At 46.9% G+C, this 19,487-nt stretch carries 15 protein-coding genes; 6 read left to right on the top strand and 9 right to left on the bottom strand.

Features of this window, described 5'->3' with window-relative positions:
• Positions 1–22 precede the first annotated feature (22 nt).
• From ACZIX4_RS17330 to araA, 6 genes are all read right to left on the bottom strand, one after another.
• Positions 23–1,945, bottom strand: coding sequence for a glycoside hydrolase family 97 protein (locus ACZIX4_RS17330; protein WP_463336903.1), 1,923 nt, complete (start codon positions 1,943–1,945; stop codon positions 23–25).
• A 122-nt stretch (positions 1,946–2,067) separates the two neighbouring features.
• On the bottom strand, positions 2,068–3,024 hold the full coding sequence (locus ACZIX4_RS17335; protein WP_463336904.1) for a transketolase family protein: 957 nt from the start codon (positions 3,022–3,024) through the stop codon (positions 2,068–2,070).
• A gap of 100 nt (positions 3,025–3,124) precedes the next feature.
• Positions 3,125–3,976 carry a transketolase gene (locus ACZIX4_RS17340; protein WP_463336905.1) on the bottom strand — a complete coding sequence of 284 codons (852 nt, stop codon included), beginning with the start codon at positions 3,974–3,976 and terminating at the stop codon, positions 3,125–3,127.
• Positions 3,977–3,982: 6 nt separating this feature from the next.
• Positions 3,983–4,648, bottom strand: a complete 666-nt coding sequence (fsa, locus tag ACZIX4_RS17345; RefSeq protein ID WP_411406857.1) for a fructose-6-phosphate aldolase — start codon at positions 4,646–4,648, stop codon at positions 3,983–3,985.
• Positions 4,649–4,672: 24 nt separating this feature from the next.
• The gene (locus tag ACZIX4_RS17350; RefSeq protein WP_463336906.1) at positions 4,673–6,379 is read right to left on the bottom strand and encodes a sodium:solute symporter family transporter; all 1,707 of its coding nucleotides are present in this window, start codon (positions 6,377–6,379) and stop codon (positions 4,673–4,675) included.
• A 98-nt stretch (positions 6,380–6,477) separates the two neighbouring features.
• Positions 6,478–7,968 carry an L-arabinose isomerase gene (araA, locus tag ACZIX4_RS17355; RefSeq protein WP_463336907.1) on the bottom strand — a complete coding sequence of 497 codons (1,491 nt, stop codon included), beginning with the start codon at positions 7,966–7,968 and terminating at the stop codon, positions 6,478–6,480.
• Positions 7,969–8,333: 365 nt separating this feature from the next.
• On the opposite strand from araA, the gene ACZIX4_RS17360 reads away from it, so the two are divergent.
• A complete protein-coding gene (locus tag ACZIX4_RS17360; RefSeq protein WP_463336908.1) occupies positions 8,334–9,473 on the top strand; it encodes an MFS transporter in 1,140 nt (379 codons plus the stop codon).
• Positions 9,474–9,737: 264 nt separating this feature from the next.
• Here the strand turns inward: ACZIX4_RS17360 and ACZIX4_RS17365 are convergent, their stop codons facing one another.
• Positions 9,738–11,207 (bottom strand): TonB-dependent receptor, encoded by a 1,470-nt coding sequence (locus tag ACZIX4_RS17365; RefSeq protein WP_463336909.1) that lies wholly within the window; start codon positions 11,205–11,207, stop codon positions 9,738–9,740.
• An 86-nt stretch (positions 11,208–11,293) separates the two neighbouring features.
• On the opposite strand from ACZIX4_RS17365, the gene ACZIX4_RS17370 reads away from it, so the two are divergent.
• The 3 genes from ACZIX4_RS17370 to ACZIX4_RS17380 are packed head-to-tail and all read left to right on the top strand — an operon-like array spanning position 11,294 to position 13,093.
• Positions 11,294–12,058: an MBL fold metallo-hydrolase gene (locus ACZIX4_RS17370; protein WP_463336910.1), complete on the top strand. Its 765-nt coding sequence runs from the start codon at positions 11,294–11,296 to the stop codon at positions 12,056–12,058.
• Position 12,059: 1 nt separating this feature from the next.
• Positions 12,060–12,560: a hypothetical protein gene (locus tag ACZIX4_RS17375; RefSeq protein ID WP_463336911.1), complete on the top strand. Its 501-nt coding sequence runs from the start codon at positions 12,060–12,062 to the stop codon at positions 12,558–12,560.
• A 38-nt stretch (positions 12,561–12,598) separates the two neighbouring features.
• Positions 12,599–13,093 carry a hypothetical protein gene (locus ACZIX4_RS17380; RefSeq protein ID WP_463336912.1) on the top strand — a complete coding sequence of 165 codons (495 nt, stop codon included), beginning with the start codon at positions 12,599–12,601 and terminating at the stop codon, positions 13,091–13,093.
• An 80-nt stretch (positions 13,094–13,173) separates the two neighbouring features.
• Here ACZIX4_RS17380 and ACZIX4_RS17385 read toward each other — a convergent pair whose 3' ends face one another.
• The gene (locus ACZIX4_RS17385; protein ID WP_463336913.1) at positions 13,174–14,139 is read right to left on the bottom strand and encodes a hypothetical protein; all 966 of its coding nucleotides are present in this window, start codon (positions 14,137–14,139) and stop codon (positions 13,174–13,176) included.
• Between the two features lie 230 nt (positions 14,140–14,369).
• Between ACZIX4_RS17385 and ACZIX4_RS17390 the strand changes: the two genes are divergently transcribed.
• The gene (locus ACZIX4_RS17390; RefSeq protein ID WP_463336914.1) at positions 14,370–15,497 is read left to right on the top strand and encodes a cysteine desulfurase family protein; all 1,128 of its coding nucleotides are present in this window, start codon (positions 14,370–14,372) and stop codon (positions 15,495–15,497) included.
• A 244-nt stretch (positions 15,498–15,741) separates the two neighbouring features.
• On the opposite strand, the gene ACZIX4_RS17395 is transcribed toward ACZIX4_RS17390, so the two are convergent.
• Complete coding sequence (locus ACZIX4_RS17395; RefSeq protein WP_463336915.1) at positions 15,742–16,428, bottom strand: OmpW/AlkL family protein; 687 nt, start codon at positions 16,426–16,428, stop codon at positions 15,742–15,744.
• Positions 16,429–16,963: 535 nt separating this feature from the next.
• Between ACZIX4_RS17395 and ACZIX4_RS17400 the strand changes: the two genes are divergently transcribed.
• Complete coding sequence (locus ACZIX4_RS17400; protein ID WP_463336916.1) at positions 16,964–19,462, top strand: M14 family metallopeptidase; 2,499 nt, start codon at positions 16,964–16,966, stop codon at positions 19,460–19,462.
• The last annotated feature ends 25 nt before the right edge of the window (positions 19,463–19,487 follow it).

Genomic DNA, 19,487 nt, shown 5'->3' on the forward strand with positions numbered 1-19,487 from the left:
CACAACGTATGATAATTGGTTATTAAAACTTCATTACAAAGCCGCCGTATGGTTTTAGCGGTACAGTGGTTTTGGCCGGTTTTATGGCAGTTTTTTCGAAAAGCTGTCCGTTGCCATCGGTAATTTTGTAACCGCCTTTTTTAATGAATGACAGGTCTATGGTAAGGTCTTTGGCCTTGTTTTCGCCGTTAACGCCGGTTATAAACCAGGTATCGCCTTTGCGGCGCGCCATTACCACATCCTTACCCGGATAGCCCGCCAGGAGCTTGGTTTCGTCCCAGGCTACAGGGATGTTCTTTAGGTATTCCTGCACATAATCAGGCATTTTTGCCATGCCTTCCGGGATTTCGGCAAGGTGCTGTATACCCGAAAGGAACAGCGTAGGCAGTGCCAACTCAAATGCGCTGGTTGTCCTGCGGTTGATGTTCGGTATTTTATCCAGCGCCATAGGGGTGAAGTCCATAGGGTCGTACAGGTTGCGCGTAAACGGTAGCAACGCCATGTGCGACGGCGACTCATCGGCAACTTTTTGCTCAAACGAAATGAACTCAAACCCTTTTATAGACTCCATGGTCATCAGGTTAGGGTAGGTGCGCTGCCAGCCGCGCGGCAGGGTAGCCCCGTGGAAGTTCACCAGTATCTGGTGCTTCAGTGCCGACTTTAGTATCTCGTGGTAATAGGCAATCATGCTTTGCCCGTCACCGCCAAAGAAGTCAATTTTAACCCCTGCAATACCGGTATCGTGCAGCCACTTAAATTCGTTCTCGCGGCTTTCGGCAGTAAGGAATTTATCCTTTGGCCCGTAAGGCACCGTATTCCAGTCGCCCGCCGAGTTGTACCATAGTATCAGCTTTACATTATGCTCTTTGCCATACGCCACAAGTTCTTTTATCTTGTCGATGCCAATGCGCTTGTGCCAGTCGGCATCAATAAGGCAGTACAGCCAGTGCATTTTCTGCGCATAGTCTATAAACTGTTTGGTGGTTTCGTAGTTAACCGAATTGTCCTTTAGTATCGCCCAGCTCCATGACGAAATACCCGGGTGTACAAATGCGGTATCGTCTGTTACGGCCTTATCTGCAAGGTCGGTACCCAGGGTAGATTCAGCCACTTCATTAAGGCTGCCTATGGCTATGGTACGCCAAGGGGTTTCCCACGGTGTTTTAGATTCAGGGTACAGCGCTGCATCTTTAGCAAAACGCTCTGCATCCTGCGGGAATACGATTTTAAGGGCGCCAAGCTCTTTATTATAGTCAAGGTGCGATGCGCAGTAGTTACTGCCCAGGCCGGTTTCGGTAACGGCAAGCCAGGTATCGCCCTCGTTAACCAGCGCCGGGAAAACCCAACCCTGACCAATAGGCGATTTAGTATCTACGGGTACGCCCATCTGGTAGTATTCCTCGTAAGACGGGTTGGTGTGTTCCCACCCGGTTTTGGCCTCGCTAAGCGGTTGCAGCCATGCTTTGGCATCTTTTATAAAGTTAAATGAGGTCTTCTCTTCGGTGATGTATTTTACATCGTCTGATGCATCGGGGAATGCATAGCGGAATGCCACACCATTGTCTGACACGTTAAAGATAACGTCCATCTTTTCACCCTTATCGTTTTCAAGGTGGATCACCTTTTGGTCTGCCGTATAGGTAATGTCGGTTTTTTTACCCTGCAGCATTTTGTAGCTGTCGGTTATTTTACCGTTATCGGTAGCCGATACCAGCTTCAGGTTATCGAAGAAAGCAGCATCTTTCCTGATGATGCCCACAGCAGAAGTATCTATTACTACCTTGCCGTCTTTTTTTACCAGGTACCATGCCCTGTTGTTTTTGTTTACGCCAATTTCGGTAACAAGCTTACCGTTTGGGCTGGTTACGGTTTCGGTGGTTTTGCTGCCCGAACCGCAGGAAGCCAGCACTAATAACAGTGTGGCTACGCTCACGTGTTTTTTCATTGTTTTTAAGAGGTTTGATTAATAAAACGTTTGCGTGAGTTTGTAAAATAAAAGCCACTTTAAAGAACCGTTGGTTCAGTAAAATGGCTTTCGGTTGAATTTAATAAATGGTTTTTCGGATATTATTTTTTACGTGCAATAACCTTTTGTACGGCTTTCACGATGTGTTCTGCATCAAGGCCGTATTTGGTCATTAGCTGTGCAGGGGTTCCGCTTTCGCCGAAACTGTCGTTTACGGCAACGTACTCCTGTGGTACAGGGTTGTTTGTAGCAAGCAGCTGCGCTATGCTATCGCCAAGGCCGCCAAGGCGGTTGTGCTCTTCGGCAGTAACCACGCAGCCGGTTTTGGCTACTGATTTAAGTACTGCCTCAGCATCAAGCGGCTTAATGGTGTGGATGTTGATGATTTCTGCATCAATGCCCAGCTCGGCAAGGGTTTCGCCGGCTTTAATAGCTTCCCAAACCAGGTGGCCTGTAGCGAATATCGATACATCGGCACCTTCGTTTACCATCCATGCCTTACCGATTTCAAACTTTTGGTCAGGATCAGTAAAGATAGGCACTACCGGACGGCCGAAACGCAGGTATACAGGGCCCTCGTGCTCTGCAATAGCTATAGTAGCGGCTTTTGTCTGGTTGTAATCGCATGGGTTAATAACCGTCATGCCCGGAAGCATCTTCATAAGGCCGATGTCTTCCAGTATCTGGTGGGTTGCACCGTCTTCACCAAGGGTAAGGCCCGCGTGAGAAGCACATATTTTTACGTTTTTATCTGAATACGCTACAGATTGGCGTATCTGGTCGTATACACGGCCGGTAGAGAAGTTGGCGAACGTTCCGGTAAACGGAATTTTACCACCTATGGTAAGGCCTGCCGCCATGCCTATCATGTTGGCTTCGGCAATACCCACCTGTATAAAACGCTCCGGGAACTCGTTAATGAAGTCCTGCATCTTCAGCGAGGCAACAAGGTCGGCACAAAGCGCCACCACGTTTTCGTTTTTCCTGCCTGCTTCAAGCAATCCGGCCCCAAAGCCCGAGCGCGTATCTTTTGATTCTGTATAGGTATATTTTTTCATTTGTTCTTCATTTAAGAATTTAATGATTGAAAGATTTAAAAATTCAGGATGCTATCCATCACTACGAATCTTTCAATGTTTAAATTTTTCAATCTTTAAATTAATAATCGCCAAGCGTTTCCTCAAGTTGCGCTAATGCTGCTTCAAGCTGTGCATCGTTAGGGGCTGCACCGTGCCATTTGTGGCTTCCCATCATGTAGTCCACACCGTGGCCCATACCTGTTTTAAGCAGGATAACAATAGGTTTGCCCTGGCCGGTAAGCTCTTTAGCTTCGGCAAGCTTGGCTACTATCGTCGCCATGTCGTTACCTTCGCTTTCAAGAACTGTCCAGTCGAATGCTGCAAATTTAGCCTTAAGGTCGCCCAGTGAAAGTACCTGGCTGGTAGGGCCGTCTATCTGCTGGCCGTTGTAGTCTACGGCACAGATAAGGTTGTCTACACGGTTGTGCGGTGCAAACATAGCCGCTTCCCAGATTTGGCCTTCCTGAAGCTCGCCGTCACCAAAAAGTGCATATACAAGCTTGTTATCACCGTTAAGTTTTTTGGCAAGGGCAGCGCCCACAGCCACGCTCATGCCCTGGCCAAGCGAACCCGACGCAATGCGTACACCCGGTAGGTGCTCATGCGTGGTAGGGTGGCCCTGAAGGCGTGAATCAAGCTTACGGAATGTGGCAAGCTCAGCTTTATCGAAGTAGCCTGCGTGGGCAAGCACACTGTAAAACAGGGGAGAGATGTGGCCGTTAGAAAGGAAGAAAAGGTCTTCGCCCTTACCATCCATATCAAAGCCTTCTTTGCGGTCCATAGCGTTAAAGTACAGCGCCGTTACGTAGTCGGCACAACCAAGTGAACCACCCGGGTGGCCACTCTGGCAGCCGTGTACCATACGCACTATGTCGCGGCGTACCTGGCTTGCTACAGCCTCAAGTTTTTTAATATCGGTTATTTTTTCCATAAAATATTAAGCGTTTTTAGAAGCCGCTGCCGCGTGGTCTGCAAGGAATTGTGCAAGGCCGTTATCGGTAAGCGGGTGTTTAAGCAGGGCAGTCATTGCGCTAAGCGGGCCTGTCATAACATCGGCACCTATCTTGGCACAGTTTACAATGTGCATAGCGTGGCGTACAGAAGCAGCCAGGATTTGCGTTTCATAACCGTAGTTATCATATATAAGGCGTATTTCCTCAATCAGGTTAAGGCCATCTGTAGAGATGTCATCCAGCCTGCCCAGGAACGGCGATACATACGTGGCACCCGCCTTAGCGGCAAGCAGTGCCTGCCCGGCAGAGAATACCAGGGTAACGTTAGTTTTAATGCCCTTTTCAGAGAAATATTTAGCGGCTTTTACACCGTCTTTAATCATCGGTAGTTTTACCACTATACGCTCATGCAGTGCAGCAAGGGCTTCGCCTTCGCGTATCATGCCTTCAAAATCTGTAGCGATAACCTCGGCACTTACGTCGCCATCAGTAATTTCGCAGATTGCCTTGTAGTGGTTAATAATATTTTCGTGGCCTGTTATGCCTTCCTTAGCCATAAGCGAAGGGTTGGTGGTAACGCCGTCCAGAATCCCCATTTCATGGGCCTCCTTTATCTGGGCAAGGTTAGCGGTGTCAATAAAAAACTTCATATTGTGTGAGTTAAAGTTCGTTAATTACCAGTATTTTACATACAGGGCCGTTAAGCAAAGCAGTGTTACCACGATAAGCGCCAGTGTAGACGGCTCCACACGGAACATCTTGGTATCCAGTTGGAACGCTTTCGGGTTGATTTTCGGGCCGGTAAGGCTCATTACTATCATAAGCAGCATGGTGAATACAAATGCCCAGCCCATACAGATAAGGAATGGTATTTCGTATACGCCTGCTGCATTTTTATAAGCTGTCCAAAGCAGGGTTTCAGGGCCGAATACATCTACTGCAAAGCTGTTGAAGAAGATAGAAAGCACGAAGCCCGCTATTACACCCGCTACAGCTGCTGAGCCTGTAGTACGTTTCCAGAACATACCTAATAGGAACATGGCAAATACACCCGGGCTGAAGAAGCCGGTATATTTCTGGATGAAAGTGAAACCACCTTCACCGCCTATGCCCAGTGCGTCGTTCCAGGTAAGGCCTACCGAGAATACGATTGCCGCAAGGATGGCAAGACGGCCTACGATAACCAGTTTCTTTTCAGAAGCTTCTTTGTTGATATAGCGTTGGTAAATATCCAGTGTAAAGATGGTAGAGATACTGTTTGCCTTACCTGCAAGCGATGCCACAATAGCAGCAGTAAGCGCCGCTACCGAAAGCCCTTTAAGGCCTGTAGGAAGGAAGGTAAGTACCGCAGAGTAAGCGTTGTCTGCCTTAAAGGCTTCGCCTATACCCATTTCAGATTGAAGTGCACCGTTTTTATACAGTACATAAGCAGCAATACCCGGAAGCATAACGATAACCGGCATGGCAAGCTTCATGAAACCTGCAAAAAGGATACCGGTACGTGCCGTTTTAAGGTCGGCTCCAAGGGCACGTTGGGTGATGTATTGGTTACAGCCCCAGTAGTTAAGGTTTACAATCCAGATACCTGCAAAATACATGGCTATGCCCGGAAGCATAAGGTATTTGTTTATATCTGCCTGTGGCGAAGCAGCTGTAGGTTTGTCTACCATCAGCTTAAAGTGCTCCGGCGCATCCTGTACCATGGCGTTAAAGCCTGCAAGGGCATCAGGGCCAAGGCCGAAGTGTTCACCTACTTTAGTAAGTGCTATATAAGTAGTGGCAAGGCCTCCTACTACAAGCACTACTACCTGTATTACGTCGGTAAAACCGATAACCTTCATACCACCCAGTGTAATTACCAATGAGAATATGGCCATGGCTATTACAATGATGTGGAAGTACTCGGGTCCGGCAATACCGGCTATAGCGATTGCGCCCAGGTACAAAATAGAAGTAAGGTTTACGAATACGTAAAGGAACAGCCAGAATACCGACATGATAAGGCTGGTAGTCTGGTTATACCTGCTTTCCAGGAATTGCGGCATGGTGAATATCTTGTTTTTAAGATACACCGGTATAAACCATACGGCCACAATAATAAGTGCAAGTGCGGCTATCCATTCGTAAGCCGCTACGGCTACACCCACCACAAAACCGTTACCGCTCATCCCGATAAACTGTTCTGCAGAAATGTTAGACGCAATCAATGATGCACCGATAGCCCACCATGTAAGTGAGCCTTCGGCAAGGAAAAAGTCTTTTGAGTCTGATACGTTTTCTTCTGTGCTTTTCTTGTTGCGGTATACCCAGTAGCCATAGCCTGCAACAAGGAAGAAATACACGATAAAAATTACATAATCTATAGTAGCAAAGTTGCCCATAATTTGTGTGTGTTAAGGATTTTGGTTATAGCGGTGCCTAAGATAGTATTAAAATCTATCATAGGCACATAAAAATTTTACATAAATGCTACAACGTTTTATTTAAACGCTGCATCGTTCCACCTTAACTCGTTTTTAATGCTGTCTATAGTGGTGCCTTTGCCAATGCGGATAAACTCTATACCGGCCATTTCTGTAAAGTCCTGGATTATCTCGGCAGAAAGGTTCTGGCTATAGGCAGTGTGGTGTGCGCCACCGGCGTAGATCCATGCGGCACAACCTGTTTTCATATCAGGAAGCGGTTTCCACAGTACGCGTGCTACCGGTAGTTTCGGTAGTTCGTTTTCTACTTCTACGGCTTCTACTTCGTTTACAATCATACGGAAACGGTTACCCACGTCTATAATAGAAGCGTTTAGTGCAGCACCACCGGCTACGTTAAACACAAGGCGTGCTGGGTCTGCTTTTCCGCCGATTCCAAGCGGGTGTACCTCAAGGCTTGGCTTGGTAGCGGCAAGTGAGGCATCAATTTCAAGCATGTGCGAACCAAGAACAAGTTCGTTGTTCGGGTCGAAGTGGTAGGTGTAGTCTTCCATAAAGCCGTTACCGCCTTCAAGTCCGGCACCCATCACTTTAAATGCGCGCACAAGGGCAGCGGTTTTCCAGTCGCCTTCACCGGCAAAGCCAAAGCCTTCGGCAAGAAGCCTTTGTACTGCAAGGCCCGGAAGCTGTACCATACCGTGCAGGTCTTCAAATGTATCTGAGAAGCCAACAAAGCCACCGTCTACAAGGAACTTGCGCAGGGCAACTTCAATGCGGGCTGCTTCAAAAACTGAAGAATAACGTGCACCACCTTCTTTAAGGTCGTCTGCTACGGTGTACTCAGCGTTGTATACTGCAATCTGTTCTTTTATCTGCTCGTCTGTAACCGCATCGATAAGGGCCACTAGGTCGCCAATACCATAGCTGTTTACAGAGAAACCAAACTGAAGCTCGGCTTCTACCTTATCACCGTCTGTTACGGCTACAAAGCGCATGTTATCGCCAAAACGGGCTATTTTAGCACCTTGCCAGTCGTACCAGCCTGCTGCTGCACGGCTCCAGTCGCCTATTTGTTTTTCTACTTCAGGGTCTTGCCAGTGGCCTACAACTACCTTACGGTTTTTGCGCAGGCGCGATACCATAAAACCAAACTCACGGTCGCCGTGGGCGCTTTGGTTTAGGTTCATGAAATCCATATCTATAGAATTCCAAGGAATGTCGCGGTTAAACTGCGTGTGCAGGTGCAGTAGCGGCTTTTTAAGCGCAGCAAGGCCGCGTATCCACATTTTGGCAGGGGAGAAGGTGTGCATCCATGCGATAACACCTATTACATTCTCGGCAGTATTGGCAGCTACAAGTGTATCGTATATTTCCTGTGTAGATTTTACGGTAGGCTTGTATACCACCCTTACAGGTATGTTTCCGCTGGCATCAAGGCCTTTGGCCAGTTCCTGTGAGTGGGCTGCAACTTGTTTTAGTGTTTCCTCGCCATAAAGGTTCTGGCTTCCGGTAACAAACCATACTTCGAATGTCTTTAAGTTTATCATAACTGATGGTAAAAATTTTGATGTTTGTTTATGGGCTAACGGCCCGAAATTTTACTTGTAATTGTGTGTGTATTATAACTGTTAAAGAAGTTATAAAATAATAAGTGTCGAAATAACACTAATTTTTTCACATATACAAGTGTTTTACCAAAAAAATATTGACTCTGTAATTTTTAGCCCGATAATTAACATTACGGAAATAATTGGCACTGACTACTCTTACAGAATTGTTAATTGTATAGTTAAGGGTATCTTTGCGGCTGTGCTTGCGCTAAATAATTTTTACAAATAGGGGAAACCAAATAATAATTGTAAAAGTTACACTTGTAATTTTATCTTTGCAGACTAATTATCATTGTTTCAAAATGACACAAAAATATCAACCCGCTATTATACGGAGGGCTGTGGCAGCCATGTTTTTTATGGCAGGGCTTTGCTTCAGCAGTTGGGCATCGCGTATAGCTACCATACAGGAAAAGCTTTCCATATCTGACGGGCAGTTTGGCGCCGTATTGTTTGCCATGCCTGTGGGGCTTATGCTTTCGCTACCGGTTTCGGGCTGGGGGGTAAGCCGTTTCGGCAGCCGCAAAGTAGTATGTACTGCGCTTGCTGCGTACGGAACCTCGTTAATAGGGCTGGGGCTGATGCCTAATATGTACCTGCTGGCGCTGAATATTATGGTGTTTGGGTTTTGCAGCAATGCGGTAAACGTATCGGTAAACGCACAAGCGGTGGCCACTGAGTTGTTGTATAAGAAACCGATAATGGCATCATTCCACGGGGTGTGGAGCCTGGCCGGGTTTATAGGCGGGGGTATCGGCACGTTTATGATAGGGCAGAAGGTACCGCCGTTTATGCACTTTGTGTTTATTGCTGTAGTAACGGTAGGTTCGGTATTTATCTGCTGGCGTTACCTGAACGACGATAAGGGTTCGGGGGAGAAAAAACAATCGGCGTTTACCAAACCCGATGCTGCGCTTATCACGCTTGGGCTTATTGCATTCTGCTCTATGGTGGTAGAAGGTACGATGTTTGACTGGACAACGATTTACTTTAAAAAAGTGGTGCTTGCCAATGATGCCAATGCCGGGCTTGGCTTTACAGCCGGTATGTGCATGATGGCTACCGGGCGTTTTGTTGCTGATGGTTTTGCAGCGCGTTTCGGCCTGAAACGTACGTTACAGCTAAGCGGTATGCTGAGCCTTAGCGGGCTTGCTATTGCCATAGCATTCCCGTACCTGGTTCCTGCAATAATAGGTTTTATGCTTATAGGTGCAGGTATATCCAGCGTAGTGCCGCTGGTATACAGCGTGGCAGGTAAAAGCACTACCATGGCGCCGGGGCCTGCAATTGCGGCGGTGAGTACCATCAGCTTTTTAGGATTCCTTATAGGGCCGCCTATTATTGGCTTCCTCGCCGATGCTTTTAACCTAAGGGTGTCGTTTTTATTTGTGGCGCTTATGGCACTGCTGGTTATTGTATTTACTACAAGGGCTAAGGTTTAATATTGCCTCTTTTAATTTTACCACAAGGTACACCAGGTTTTCTCACGGAGTACACAAGGTAATACAGTGTTATGTTAGGCTAAGATTACAATCCCAATTATGGGATTGAAGTTCACGGGGCTTTGCGCACCGGCTTTGTGTCCTTCCGCTAACGGCGGATAACTTCAACTTCGTAGTGCCCTTCGTGAAAAAACTTCGTGTCCCTTGTGGTGAAATCCATAAAAAAAGCTGCCCTTTCAGGCAGCTTCATCAATCAAAATATTTTTATACCTGTTCGGCAGGTTCCTTTTTCGGGTCGTAGCCAAAGAGATGGTTTTGCTTTATAATTTCAGAGATACCTGCAGGTAGCATAGGTTCCCAACCCGGTTTCCCTTTGCTTATCAGTTTGAGTACTTCGCGGCTGAAGATGTTCAGAAGGTCGGTGTCCACATCGGTGATGTCTATTACCTTGCCGTTAAACTTAAAGAACTTGTAAAGCTCCTTCATACGCGGGTGCACCATAAGGTTTTCTGAGTCTACCACATTGCCTTCTTCATCCTTCATAGGGTACAGGTACACCTTAAGGTCGCGGTAGAACAGCTTACCGAATGCTTCCAGTATGCCCCCGCTAAGGTGGCGGTAGTATTTCTCGTCAAATATATCTACCAGGTTGCTCACGCCCATGGCAAGGCCCATACGGGCTTTGGTATACGCGCTGAAGTATTCTACCACGCGGTAGTACTCCTGGAAGTTAGATATCATTACCGTTTGCCCCATAGAACACAGCAGCTCGGCACGGTCCAGGAAGTCGCGTTCGTCTATCTCGCCTTCGCTGCGAAGGTTGCTCAGGGTTATTTCAAATACCACAAGGGTATTGGCTTTGTCTACTTTGTTTTCTTCAAGGAACATTTGGTATGCCTTTTCATACATATCCATGTTTACCTTGGTTACCGGGCGGAAACTACCCCTAAGTGCCAGTATGTTCTTTTTGTACAGTACGGCGGCAGGCAGTACGTTGTGCCCGTTCGGGTCGAACATTACCGCATCGGTCATGCCGTTCTTTACCAGCTGAAGGCTCATAAGCCTGTTGTCTACATCGGCAAAGCGCGGCCCACTGAAGTTGATGGTATCTATTTCCAGCTGGTCTTTATCCAGGTGGTCATACAGGTAGCGCAGCAGCTTCTTGGGGTCGTTGTATTTATAAAATGCGCCGTATATAAGGTTTACGCCAAGTATGCCCAGGGTTTCCTGTTGCAGGCGTGCATCGGTTTCCTTAAAACGTATGTGCAGGGTAATTTCGTTGTAGTCTTCATCCGGCTCTATCTGGTAGCGTATACCCACCCAGCCGTGGCCTTTAAACTGTTTTGCAAAGTCTATGGTAGCAACCGTATTGGCATAGCTGAAAAATACTTTGCTGGGGTGCTTGTCGCGGTTAAGCCTTTCTTCCATAATGCGCACCTCGTGGCCCAGCATTTTTTTCAGGCGGCTTTCGGTAACGTAGCGCCCGTCATATTCAATGCCGTATATCGCATCGCTGAAATCTTTGTCATAGGCCGACATCGCTTTTGCGATGGTACCTGATGAACCACCCGCACGGAAAAAGTGCCTTACGGTTTCCTGCCCTGCGCCAATTTCGGCAAAGGTGCCGTAAATGTTCTCGTTCAGGTTGATACGCAGTGCTTTATCCTTAATAGACGGTACCAGGGTTATTTCGCGGTCGCCTTTTACTTTGATTTCGTTATCTGAAAATTTCATAGCGCTGAAAGATATGTTGCAAAGTTAGGAAATCACTGCGTTTTATAAAACAAATAATGCTATTTTTGTAGAAAAAATACACAGTTTTGAACGTTTGGTTTCTTGGTACCGGTACATCGCAGGGCATACCCATTATAGGGAGTACGCATCCTGTGTGCCTGAGCACCGACCAAAGGGATAAACGCCTCAGGGTTTCGGTGTGGATTACCTGGGAAAACCACTCGTATGTAATAGATTGCGGACCCGATTTCCGCCAACAGATGCTTACCAGCGGCTGTACACAACTCGACGGTATATTGTATACCCATGAGCATGCCGACCATACTGCCGGGCTCGATGACATCCGCCCGTTTTTCTTCCGCCAGGGCGATATTCCCATTTATGCACATGCTCGTGTAATAGACGGCCTTAAAAAACGTTTTGACTATATATTTAAGGAAGGCGAAAAGTACCCAGGTGTGCCTACCGTGGCTATAAACGAGGTACGCGATGACGAACCCTTTACCATAGGCAATAAAACGGTGCTGCCCATAACGGTAATGCATGGCGAACTGCCTATTTTCGGGTACCGTATAGACGATTTTGCCTACCTTACTGATGTAAAGACAATACCCGAAAGCGACATTGAAAAATTAAAGGGTCTCAAGGTTTTGGTTATCAGCGCGCTGCGTGTAGAACCGCACGACAACCACCTGAACCTGGAGGAAGCCCTGGAAATGATAGGTCGCATACAGGCCGAAACAACCTATATTACCCACATAAGTCACATGCTCGGCTTCCATGCGGAAGTATCGGCGCAGCTGCCCGAAAATGTATTTTTAGCTTACGATAACCTTCAAATTACCTTATAAAATGAAGAAGAATTTATTCCTGTACCTGTTTGTTTTTTCGGTGTGCATTAACCTGTTTACCTATATGTACCTTACCGGGCAAACCAAGTACGAAGCTAAACGCGTGGCAGGTATAGAGAAACAACTGAAATCATCGCGCGACAGCCTTAAGGCCATGCAGGAAGATGCCGGTTATTTTTCTATGCAGGGAAATGACAATGTGGTAGACTATTTTGCCGATGGCGGCTTTATGGATACCCCGGCACTGGAAGCCAAAGTGAAAGATGGTATCATGGAACTGAATACCAACCCGCAGGGCAATCCGCTAACGCAAAATGAACCGCTAAACGGACAAAAATTCCTTATAAACCACGTAAAGGTGCTAAACCACAGGTGGATAATAGCCGATTTTAGCAACGGTACTGCCTGGGGCGATGTGCTTATCCGCTACTTTGTAGAAAGCGACGGCAAGGTTACTTACGAAACCATACAATCTACGCTGTACGCCGGTACAGTTAAATAAAAAAGCGTAATTTTATATTCCATATTAAGATACGATTGATGAAAAAGCCTTTACTGTTACTCATGGCCTGTTGCAGCCTGGTGTCTTGCGATTATATACTGAAAAAGCAAGACGACAGTGCTAAAACCGCAAAGGCCGATACCACTAAGGTTATGGGTACCGAAACGGAAACGGACAAAAACGGCTGTGTGATTTCGGCAGGGTACAGGTGGAGTGTGCTGAAAAACGACTGCATACGCCCGGTGGAAGATGCCTACAGGCTGAACTCGGTAGAAAAAGTGGAAGATGAAAGTGCGGTAAAGAGTGCGTTTGTGGTTTTTGATGAAGAAAAAGAAAATGCCGAACTGTACCTGCCCGATACGCAGACTTCGGTTATCCTTAAAAAGAAAGCCGATAATATCTACGTAAACGGTGCGTGGTCACTGCATTCAGATAAAGGGTATTCGCTTAAAAACCACGGTACCTTGATATATGTAGGAGCCGAAGCCGTAAAGGAAGGCCAGGTTACCGGCGATGAAAACCCTGAGAGTTAAGTTGATACTTCATATAAAAACAGTAAGCCCCGCTACAATGCGGGGCTTACTGTTTTTTATATACAGGTAGTTTATTGGTGTTATGGTACAAACCTGCCCAGGTAGTACACATCTTCTGTGCCGCCGGTAGGGTCATCGGTATTGCCCTCAGGGGCAAAGGTTTCGCCATTACTCAGGGTGTTATAAAACACAGCGTTTTTCAGGTACATTATGTGTACAAGTTCCCCGCCCACGCTTTGGGTATCTATAATAAGCTGGCCCGATTGGGTAGCCCATATTTGTTCAGGTACGGGGCTTAGCACATTACCATTACAAATAATTTCAGGGCTAAGGCCGGTACTGCTGTATTTTATGAATGTGAAATATACGCCATCATTATCTACGCTAAGTGTAATCGGAGGATTGGTTATACCCGTAGTGGTAGGTATACTCTCTTCAGGTATGTTAAGCAGTATTACTTCGTCGTTAGAATTCGTGTTGTTAAGGAAATACTTTTCACTGGTACATGCCGAAAACAGGTTTGATTCCTCTGTACCCTCAGCAAAATCAAAGTAAAAGCCTATCGGTTTTTTTATCTGGCCCAGGTAGTTGTCCTGTACACGTATGGTTTTTTCGCCCTGGGTAAAGCTTACATCTATAAGGTTTATAGAGTGGTAGTAGGTAACCATGCCCTGTGCGTCAACTGATTTTGTAGTGGTTATGGTAAGGTTGCCACTGCCTTCCCAGGTTTCGCGTACCGAAAGGTTTGGGTTGTCCAGGTCGCCGCAGATATTGCTGGTGGTAAGGCCGCTGCTGTTATATACGCGGTATTCTATATTGCCTTCGCTAAGGGTTACTGGTAATGCCCCGTGTTCTACATTCAGCAGGTCATCATCGTCAAATCTCAGTATCAGTACCTCGTTTTCGTTTACAGTAATATAGGTGTTTTCGGCAAAATCACAAGGCAGGGGGTCGCCCTCAAAGTTAAAGGTATTAAAGGTAAGCTCTCCGTCGTCGCAGGCTGTAAGCAGCATCATGCAGGCGATAAGCGCGAATATTTTTTTCATAGGTTTTATTTTAATGGCAAAAATAATGTTTTTAACGGTTTACAGAAAGCTTTTCGCAATTAGCTTCCCGGCACGCATTCCATGCGTTTTTTTTTATAAAGCCACGAATTCCACGAATCTTCACTAATGTTAATCATGCAGCACAGGCCAAATTCGGTTAATTTGTGTAATTAGTGGCTATGCTTATGCTTCTAATGGCGGTAAAACCAAAATTAGCTAACTTTGCAGCAATGAAAAAAGCTTATCTCGATAACGCATCTACTACGGCGCTGCGGCCCGAAGTAGTACACGAAATAGCCCATACGCTGGCCGAATACGGCAATGCCTCGTCTACGCACAGCTTTGGGCGCGGGGCTAAGGTACTGCTGGAAACGGCCCGCAAGGACATAGCCCGTTACCTTAACGCCGAAGCACGTGAAATTATTTTTACGAGCGGCGGTACTGAGGCAAATAATTTTTTACTGCGCAGTGCGGTAAAGGCGCTGGGCATTAAGCGCATCATCAGCAGTACCACCGAACATCATGCGGTGTTGAATACTGTGCACGAGCTTTCGGCGGAGTTAGGCATTACTGCCGAATACGTAAACCTGCTGCCCGGCGGCCTGCCCGACCCGGCTCACCTTGAAACGCTTTTACAGGAGGATGTACCTACTTTAGTAAGCCTTATGCATGTAAATAACGAAACAGGAGTGGTGCTTGATTTGGTTGCTATGGGCAACCTGTGCCACCAGTACAAGGCATATTTCCATAGCGATACAGTACAGTCGGTAGGTAAAACGGAACTCGACCTTAAAACCCTTCCGGTAGATTTTATTACAGCAAGTGCACACAAGTTCCACGGACCTAAGGGGATTGGTTTTGCATTCATCCGTAAGAACCTGCCCATGCAGCCGATACTTTTTGGCGGCGAACAGGAAAAAGGGCTGCGCCCCGGTACCGAACCCGTACACCAGGTAACGGGAATGGCTAAGGCGCTGGAACTTTCGTACAAACACCTTGACGAGGAACGCGCCTACATTACGGCATTAAAAGAATACCTGTATGCCCAACTTGATGCCCATTTCCCGGGATATAAAATAAACGGGCAGGGGGCGGGGAAGCTGTTTTATAACATGGCCAACATACAGTTTCCGTTGCCGGATGATAAAACCGGCATGATACTCTTTAGCCTTGACATGCAGGGTGTGGCGGTGTCCCGAGGCAGTGCGTGCCAAAGCGGCAGCATAAAACCTTCGCACGTACTGAAGGAAATATTACCTGAAGATGAGGTGAAGAAACCCTCGCTGCGTATATCCCTGAGCCATTTTAATACCAAAGAAGATATTGATTTGCTTATAACGGCGTTGCATAAGGTGTAAGCCTCTCTCCTCCCGATAGCTATCGGGACTCCAAAAGAGAGGGAGCAGCTTCACTCGGACATAGTTGATTCGTTATCGCGCAATTTTATGTTGCCAAATTAATACATCAACAAATCAACAAATCCACAAATCCACAACAATCGAATAACCGCATTGCCAAATAACCGTATAACCAAAAAAGCCGCTCCCCATCACAAGAGCGGCTTTCACCTTACACAAAAACCATCATTTGGCTTTCCAAAAACTAAAAACGGTATCCTATACCCGCGCCAAGTAAAAGCGGGTTGATGTCTACCTTCGCAGGAATTTCCAGCCCTGTGGCCAGGTTGCTTGCATCTACGGTAACATCGGTTTTCAGGAATATTTGTTTGGCATCAACATTTATAAAAAAGCGGTCGCTTATGTTGTAGTCAAACCCCAGTTGGAATGCATACCCAAAAGCGTTGTTATATTCTACATCCTTTACAGTAGTGCCGGCCTCGGTATTGTAAAAAATAGTGTAGTTAACACCCGCGCCTACGTACGGTTTAAAGGCCTGGCCTGCGCAAAAATGGTATTGCAGCGTAAGGGTAGGCGGCAGCAGGTACACGCTGCCAAGGTTTACATCAGTACTTGTAGGCCCGCCTATGGCAGAAATGTCTGAAGCCGTGGTATGCACATCATGCTTGGTAGTGCCCAGTATCAGCTCGGCGGCTATGTTTTTTGTAAAGAAATACGTAAAATCCAGTTCGGGGATGTAGCTGTTAGATATTGCGGCATCGCCACCGATTGTGCTAATATCGGCACTTTCAGCCGGTATTACACCCACGGCACGCATACGCACCTGCCAGCGGTAAAAATCGTTTGGATTAGTGTTTTCCTGTTCTTGTGCCTGAGTGGTGTTAAAGCCGAACAGCGCCAGGGCTATTACAGCAAAAGTTAGTTTTTTCATAAAACCTGTGTTTTGAATTACAGGTCAAAAGTAGGCCGCATAATTAGCGAAAAGCCTGACTTTAGTCATGTGTGGGGAATAATGTTGTGCTTATTATGGTTTGCCACAAATTTCCCGAATTTCACAAATTCAGGAAGTAATGTATTGCCAATAACCCCGATAGCGCGGATTTTTAATCATAACTGTTCGAAACCTTTCATCAGCTCCGGAGGAGCGGTATATCTATAGCAAGATGAATGATTTGGCAAGCAAAGGAGTTCCGGAGGAACGGCATATAATCGTATAAATATGCCGCTCCCCTGGAGCTCTGCTCACTCTTACCTATCCAAGAGCTATAGATATGCCACCCCTCCGGGGTTCTTTAACAGATAAAATTCATGTTTCGAACACTTGTGATTGAAAATCCGCGCTATCGATAGAAGCGGCACCTATATATGCCGCTCCTCCGGAATCAACGAAATTCGTGAAATTCGTGGCTCATTTTTTATTGGCGCCGTAAATCCTTACATTTGGTACAAACTATTCCCTATTCGCAATGAAGCACATCCTGGCCGCCTTAGTCTCCCTGTATACGCTGATTACCTTTGCCCAACCCAAAAGTCCCGATACCTTTCTGCCCGACTACGGCAGGCATGTTACTTACTACCACCAGCTTGAGGCGTATTTTGCGCAGCTGGTACAGAGTTCTGATATGATAAAACAGCAGGTGTATGGGCAAACCGCCGAGGGGCGCAACCTTAGCGTGTATTTTATTTCGACACCCGAAAACCTGAAGGAACTGGAAAACATCCGCAAAGGCCACCTTACCGCTGCCGGGCTGGAAGACCTGAAAGCTGCCGCACCCGATAAACTTATCGTATGGCTGAGCTTTGACGTGCACGGCAACGAACCTGCTGCTGCCGAAAGCTCTATGAATGTGGCATACCAATTAGTAAATCCCGATAATAAAGACACGAAGGAATGGCTAAAGGACATGATTATTATACTGGATCCGTGCCTGAACCCCGACGGTTTTTCGCGTTATGGCAACTGGCTGCACAGCATTACCGGGGCCAACCTGCACCCGGACCCGGACGACCGTGAGCACATGGAACCCTGGCCGAGAGGGCGTGAAAACCATTACCTGTACGACCTGAATCGCGACTGGGCATGGCAGGTGCAACCCGAATCGCAGCAGCGTATAGCCCTGTACAACCAGTGGATGCCCATGGTGCATGCCGATGTGCACGAAATGGGTTATGACGACCCGTATTTCTTTCCCCCGCCGGCTGAGCCTATGCACGATTTTATTACCAAAGGCCAAAAGGATTTCTATGAAGCCATAGGGCAAATGACTTCTAAAAAGTTTGATACCAAAGGCTGGAATTATTATTCGCGTGAGGTATTCGACCTGTTTTACCCAAGCTATGGCGATACCTACCCGAGCTTTAACGGTGCCGTGGGCATGACGTTTGAACAGGGCGGTATTGGCGCTGGCCGTGCTGTAAAGCTGAACAACGGCAATACCCTTACCCTTCAGGACCGTATAGACCACCATACCGTAGCCATGCTGAGCGTGGTGGAAACCGCCGCATGGAAAAAGAGCATGCTGATGCGCAACTTCAGGGCGTATTTTAAGGACAGCCGTGAAAACCCTAAGGGGAAATACCGTACGTATATTGTAAAGAACAATGGCCGCCTGCCCGAACTGGTGCAGCTGCTTACGCGCAACAAGATAAAATTTGCCTACGCAGATGAAACCAAAAAACTAAGCGGCTACCGCTATACTACCGACAAGGAAGACGATTTTACCGTAGAGCCAAACGACCTTATTGTAACCGCCGACCAACCAAAGGCAATACTGACACAGATATTGTTTGAGCCGGTACAGCGCCTTAGCGACAGCCTTTCGTATGATATTACCGCCTGGGATGTGCCGCATGCCTACGGCGCCGAGGCATATGCGCTAAAGAAATATGCATCAATCAAAACTAAAAAAGACTATACCTATAAAGGCAAGCTGGAGTACGAGAATGTATTTGCATTTTACATTCCGTGGTCGGGGAGGTCGGCTGTAAAAGTGCTTTCGTTATTGCACCAGAATAAGATTAAGGTACGTAGCGCGCGTAAGCCTGCATTGTTCAGGGGGATAAAAATGAGCCCCGGCGACCTTATAGTACTTAAAAGCGACAACCCGCAGCTCACCGGCTTTGCACAGACCATGGGCGTAATGCTGGATGGCAAAAAGGACTACGAAGTGCTGGACAGCGGCTATGCCGTAAATGGCAGCGATCTGGGGGGAGAAGCCTATCCGCTTCTGAAAGCGCCGAAAGTACTGTTGCTTTCGGGTGACGGTATCAGCAGCACTGATTTCGGGCAGGTATGGTTCTATATGGACCAGATGGCGGGTTACCCTGTAAGTATCATGGATGTGAAGAATTTCGGGGGCATTAACCTTGACGATTTTACAACGATAGTATTGGCCGAAGGCTATTATGATTTTAGCGATACCGACAAAACAAGGCTGGACAGCTACATAAGCCAGGGCGGCAAGGTGATAGCCATAGGCACCGCACTGGACCTGTTTGAAGACCGTGCCGGGTACAACCTTACCCGTTTTGCAACCGAAGAAAGCCGTGAAGCCTCTAAAAAAAGGTCGGAAGCCGCTGCACTTGATGCGCGTTTTTATACGTTTGACAATATGGTGCGCGAACAGCTTTCAAATGGGGTATCGGGGGCTATTGTAGAAAATACACTGGACACTACCCATCCGCTTAGCTATGGCCTGGGCAATAAATACTTTAGCCTGAAGACTTCGGGTACAGCCTATCAGCTGCTTAAAGGTGCAGTGAATGTGGCCTATGTGCCGTCAGGGTACAAGAGTTTCGGGTTTATTGGAGGTAACCTTAAACGGAAACTGGCCGAAACCGTAACGTTTGCCGTAGATTATAAAGGCAGCGGCAAGGTAGTGTATATGGTAGACAATCCGTTGTTCCGTGGTTTTTGGGAAAGCGGCAACTTGTTGTTTAGTAACGCATTGTTCCAGATAAATTAAATTCAGAATTTGTTTTTAGATTTGA

The organism is Flavobacterium niveum, assembly GCF_055231775.1.

Bases quoted from the DNA above. Each gene is read 5' to 3' on its own strand.
- ACZIX4_RS17330 (WP_463336903.1), bottom strand. From the start codon at position 1,945: ATGAAAAAACACGTGAGCGTAGCCACACTGTTATTAGTGCTGGCTTCC.
- ACZIX4_RS17335 (WP_463336904.1), bottom strand. From the start codon at position 3,024: ATGAAAAAATATACCTATACAGAATCAAAAGATACGCGCTCGGGCTTT.
- ACZIX4_RS17340 (WP_463336905.1), bottom strand. From the start codon at position 3,976: ATGGAAAAAATAACCGATATTAAAAAACTTGAGGCTGTAGCAAGCCAG.
- fsa (WP_411406857.1), bottom strand. From the start codon at position 4,648: ATGAAGTTTTTTATTGACACCGCTAACCTTGCCCAGATAAAGGAGGCC.
- ACZIX4_RS17350 (WP_463336906.1), bottom strand. From the start codon at position 6,379: ATGGGCAACTTTGCTACTATAGATTATGTAATTTTTATCGTGTATTTC.
- araA (WP_463336907.1), bottom strand. From the start codon at position 7,968: ATGATAAACTTAAAGACATTCGAAGTATGGTTTGTTACCGGAAGCCAG.
- ACZIX4_RS17360 (WP_463336908.1), top strand. From the start codon at position 8,334: ATGACACAAAAATATCAACCCGCTATTATACGGAGGGCTGTGGCAGCC.
- ACZIX4_RS17365 (WP_463336909.1), bottom strand. From the start codon at position 11,207: ATGAAATTTTCAGATAACGAAATCAAAGTAAAAGGCGACCGCGAAATA.
- ACZIX4_RS17375 (WP_463336911.1), top strand. From the start codon at position 12,060: ATGAAGAAGAATTTATTCCTGTACCTGTTTGTTTTTTCGGTGTGCATT.
- ACZIX4_RS17380 (WP_463336912.1), top strand. From the start codon at position 12,599: ATGAAAAAGCCTTTACTGTTACTCATGGCCTGTTGCAGCCTGGTGTCT.
- ACZIX4_RS17385 (WP_463336913.1), bottom strand. From the start codon at position 14,139: ATGAAAAAAATATTCGCGCTTATCGCCTGCATGATGCTGCTTACAGCC.
- ACZIX4_RS17390 (WP_463336914.1), top strand. From the start codon at position 14,370: ATGAAAAAAGCTTATCTCGATAACGCATCTACTACGGCGCTGCGGCCC.
- ACZIX4_RS17395 (WP_463336915.1), bottom strand. From the start codon at position 16,428: ATGAAAAAACTAACTTTTGCTGTAATAGCCCTGGCGCTGTTCGGCTTT.
- ACZIX4_RS17400 (WP_463336916.1), top strand. From the start codon at position 16,964: ATGAAGCACATCCTGGCCGCCTTAGTCTCCCTGTATACGCTGATTACC.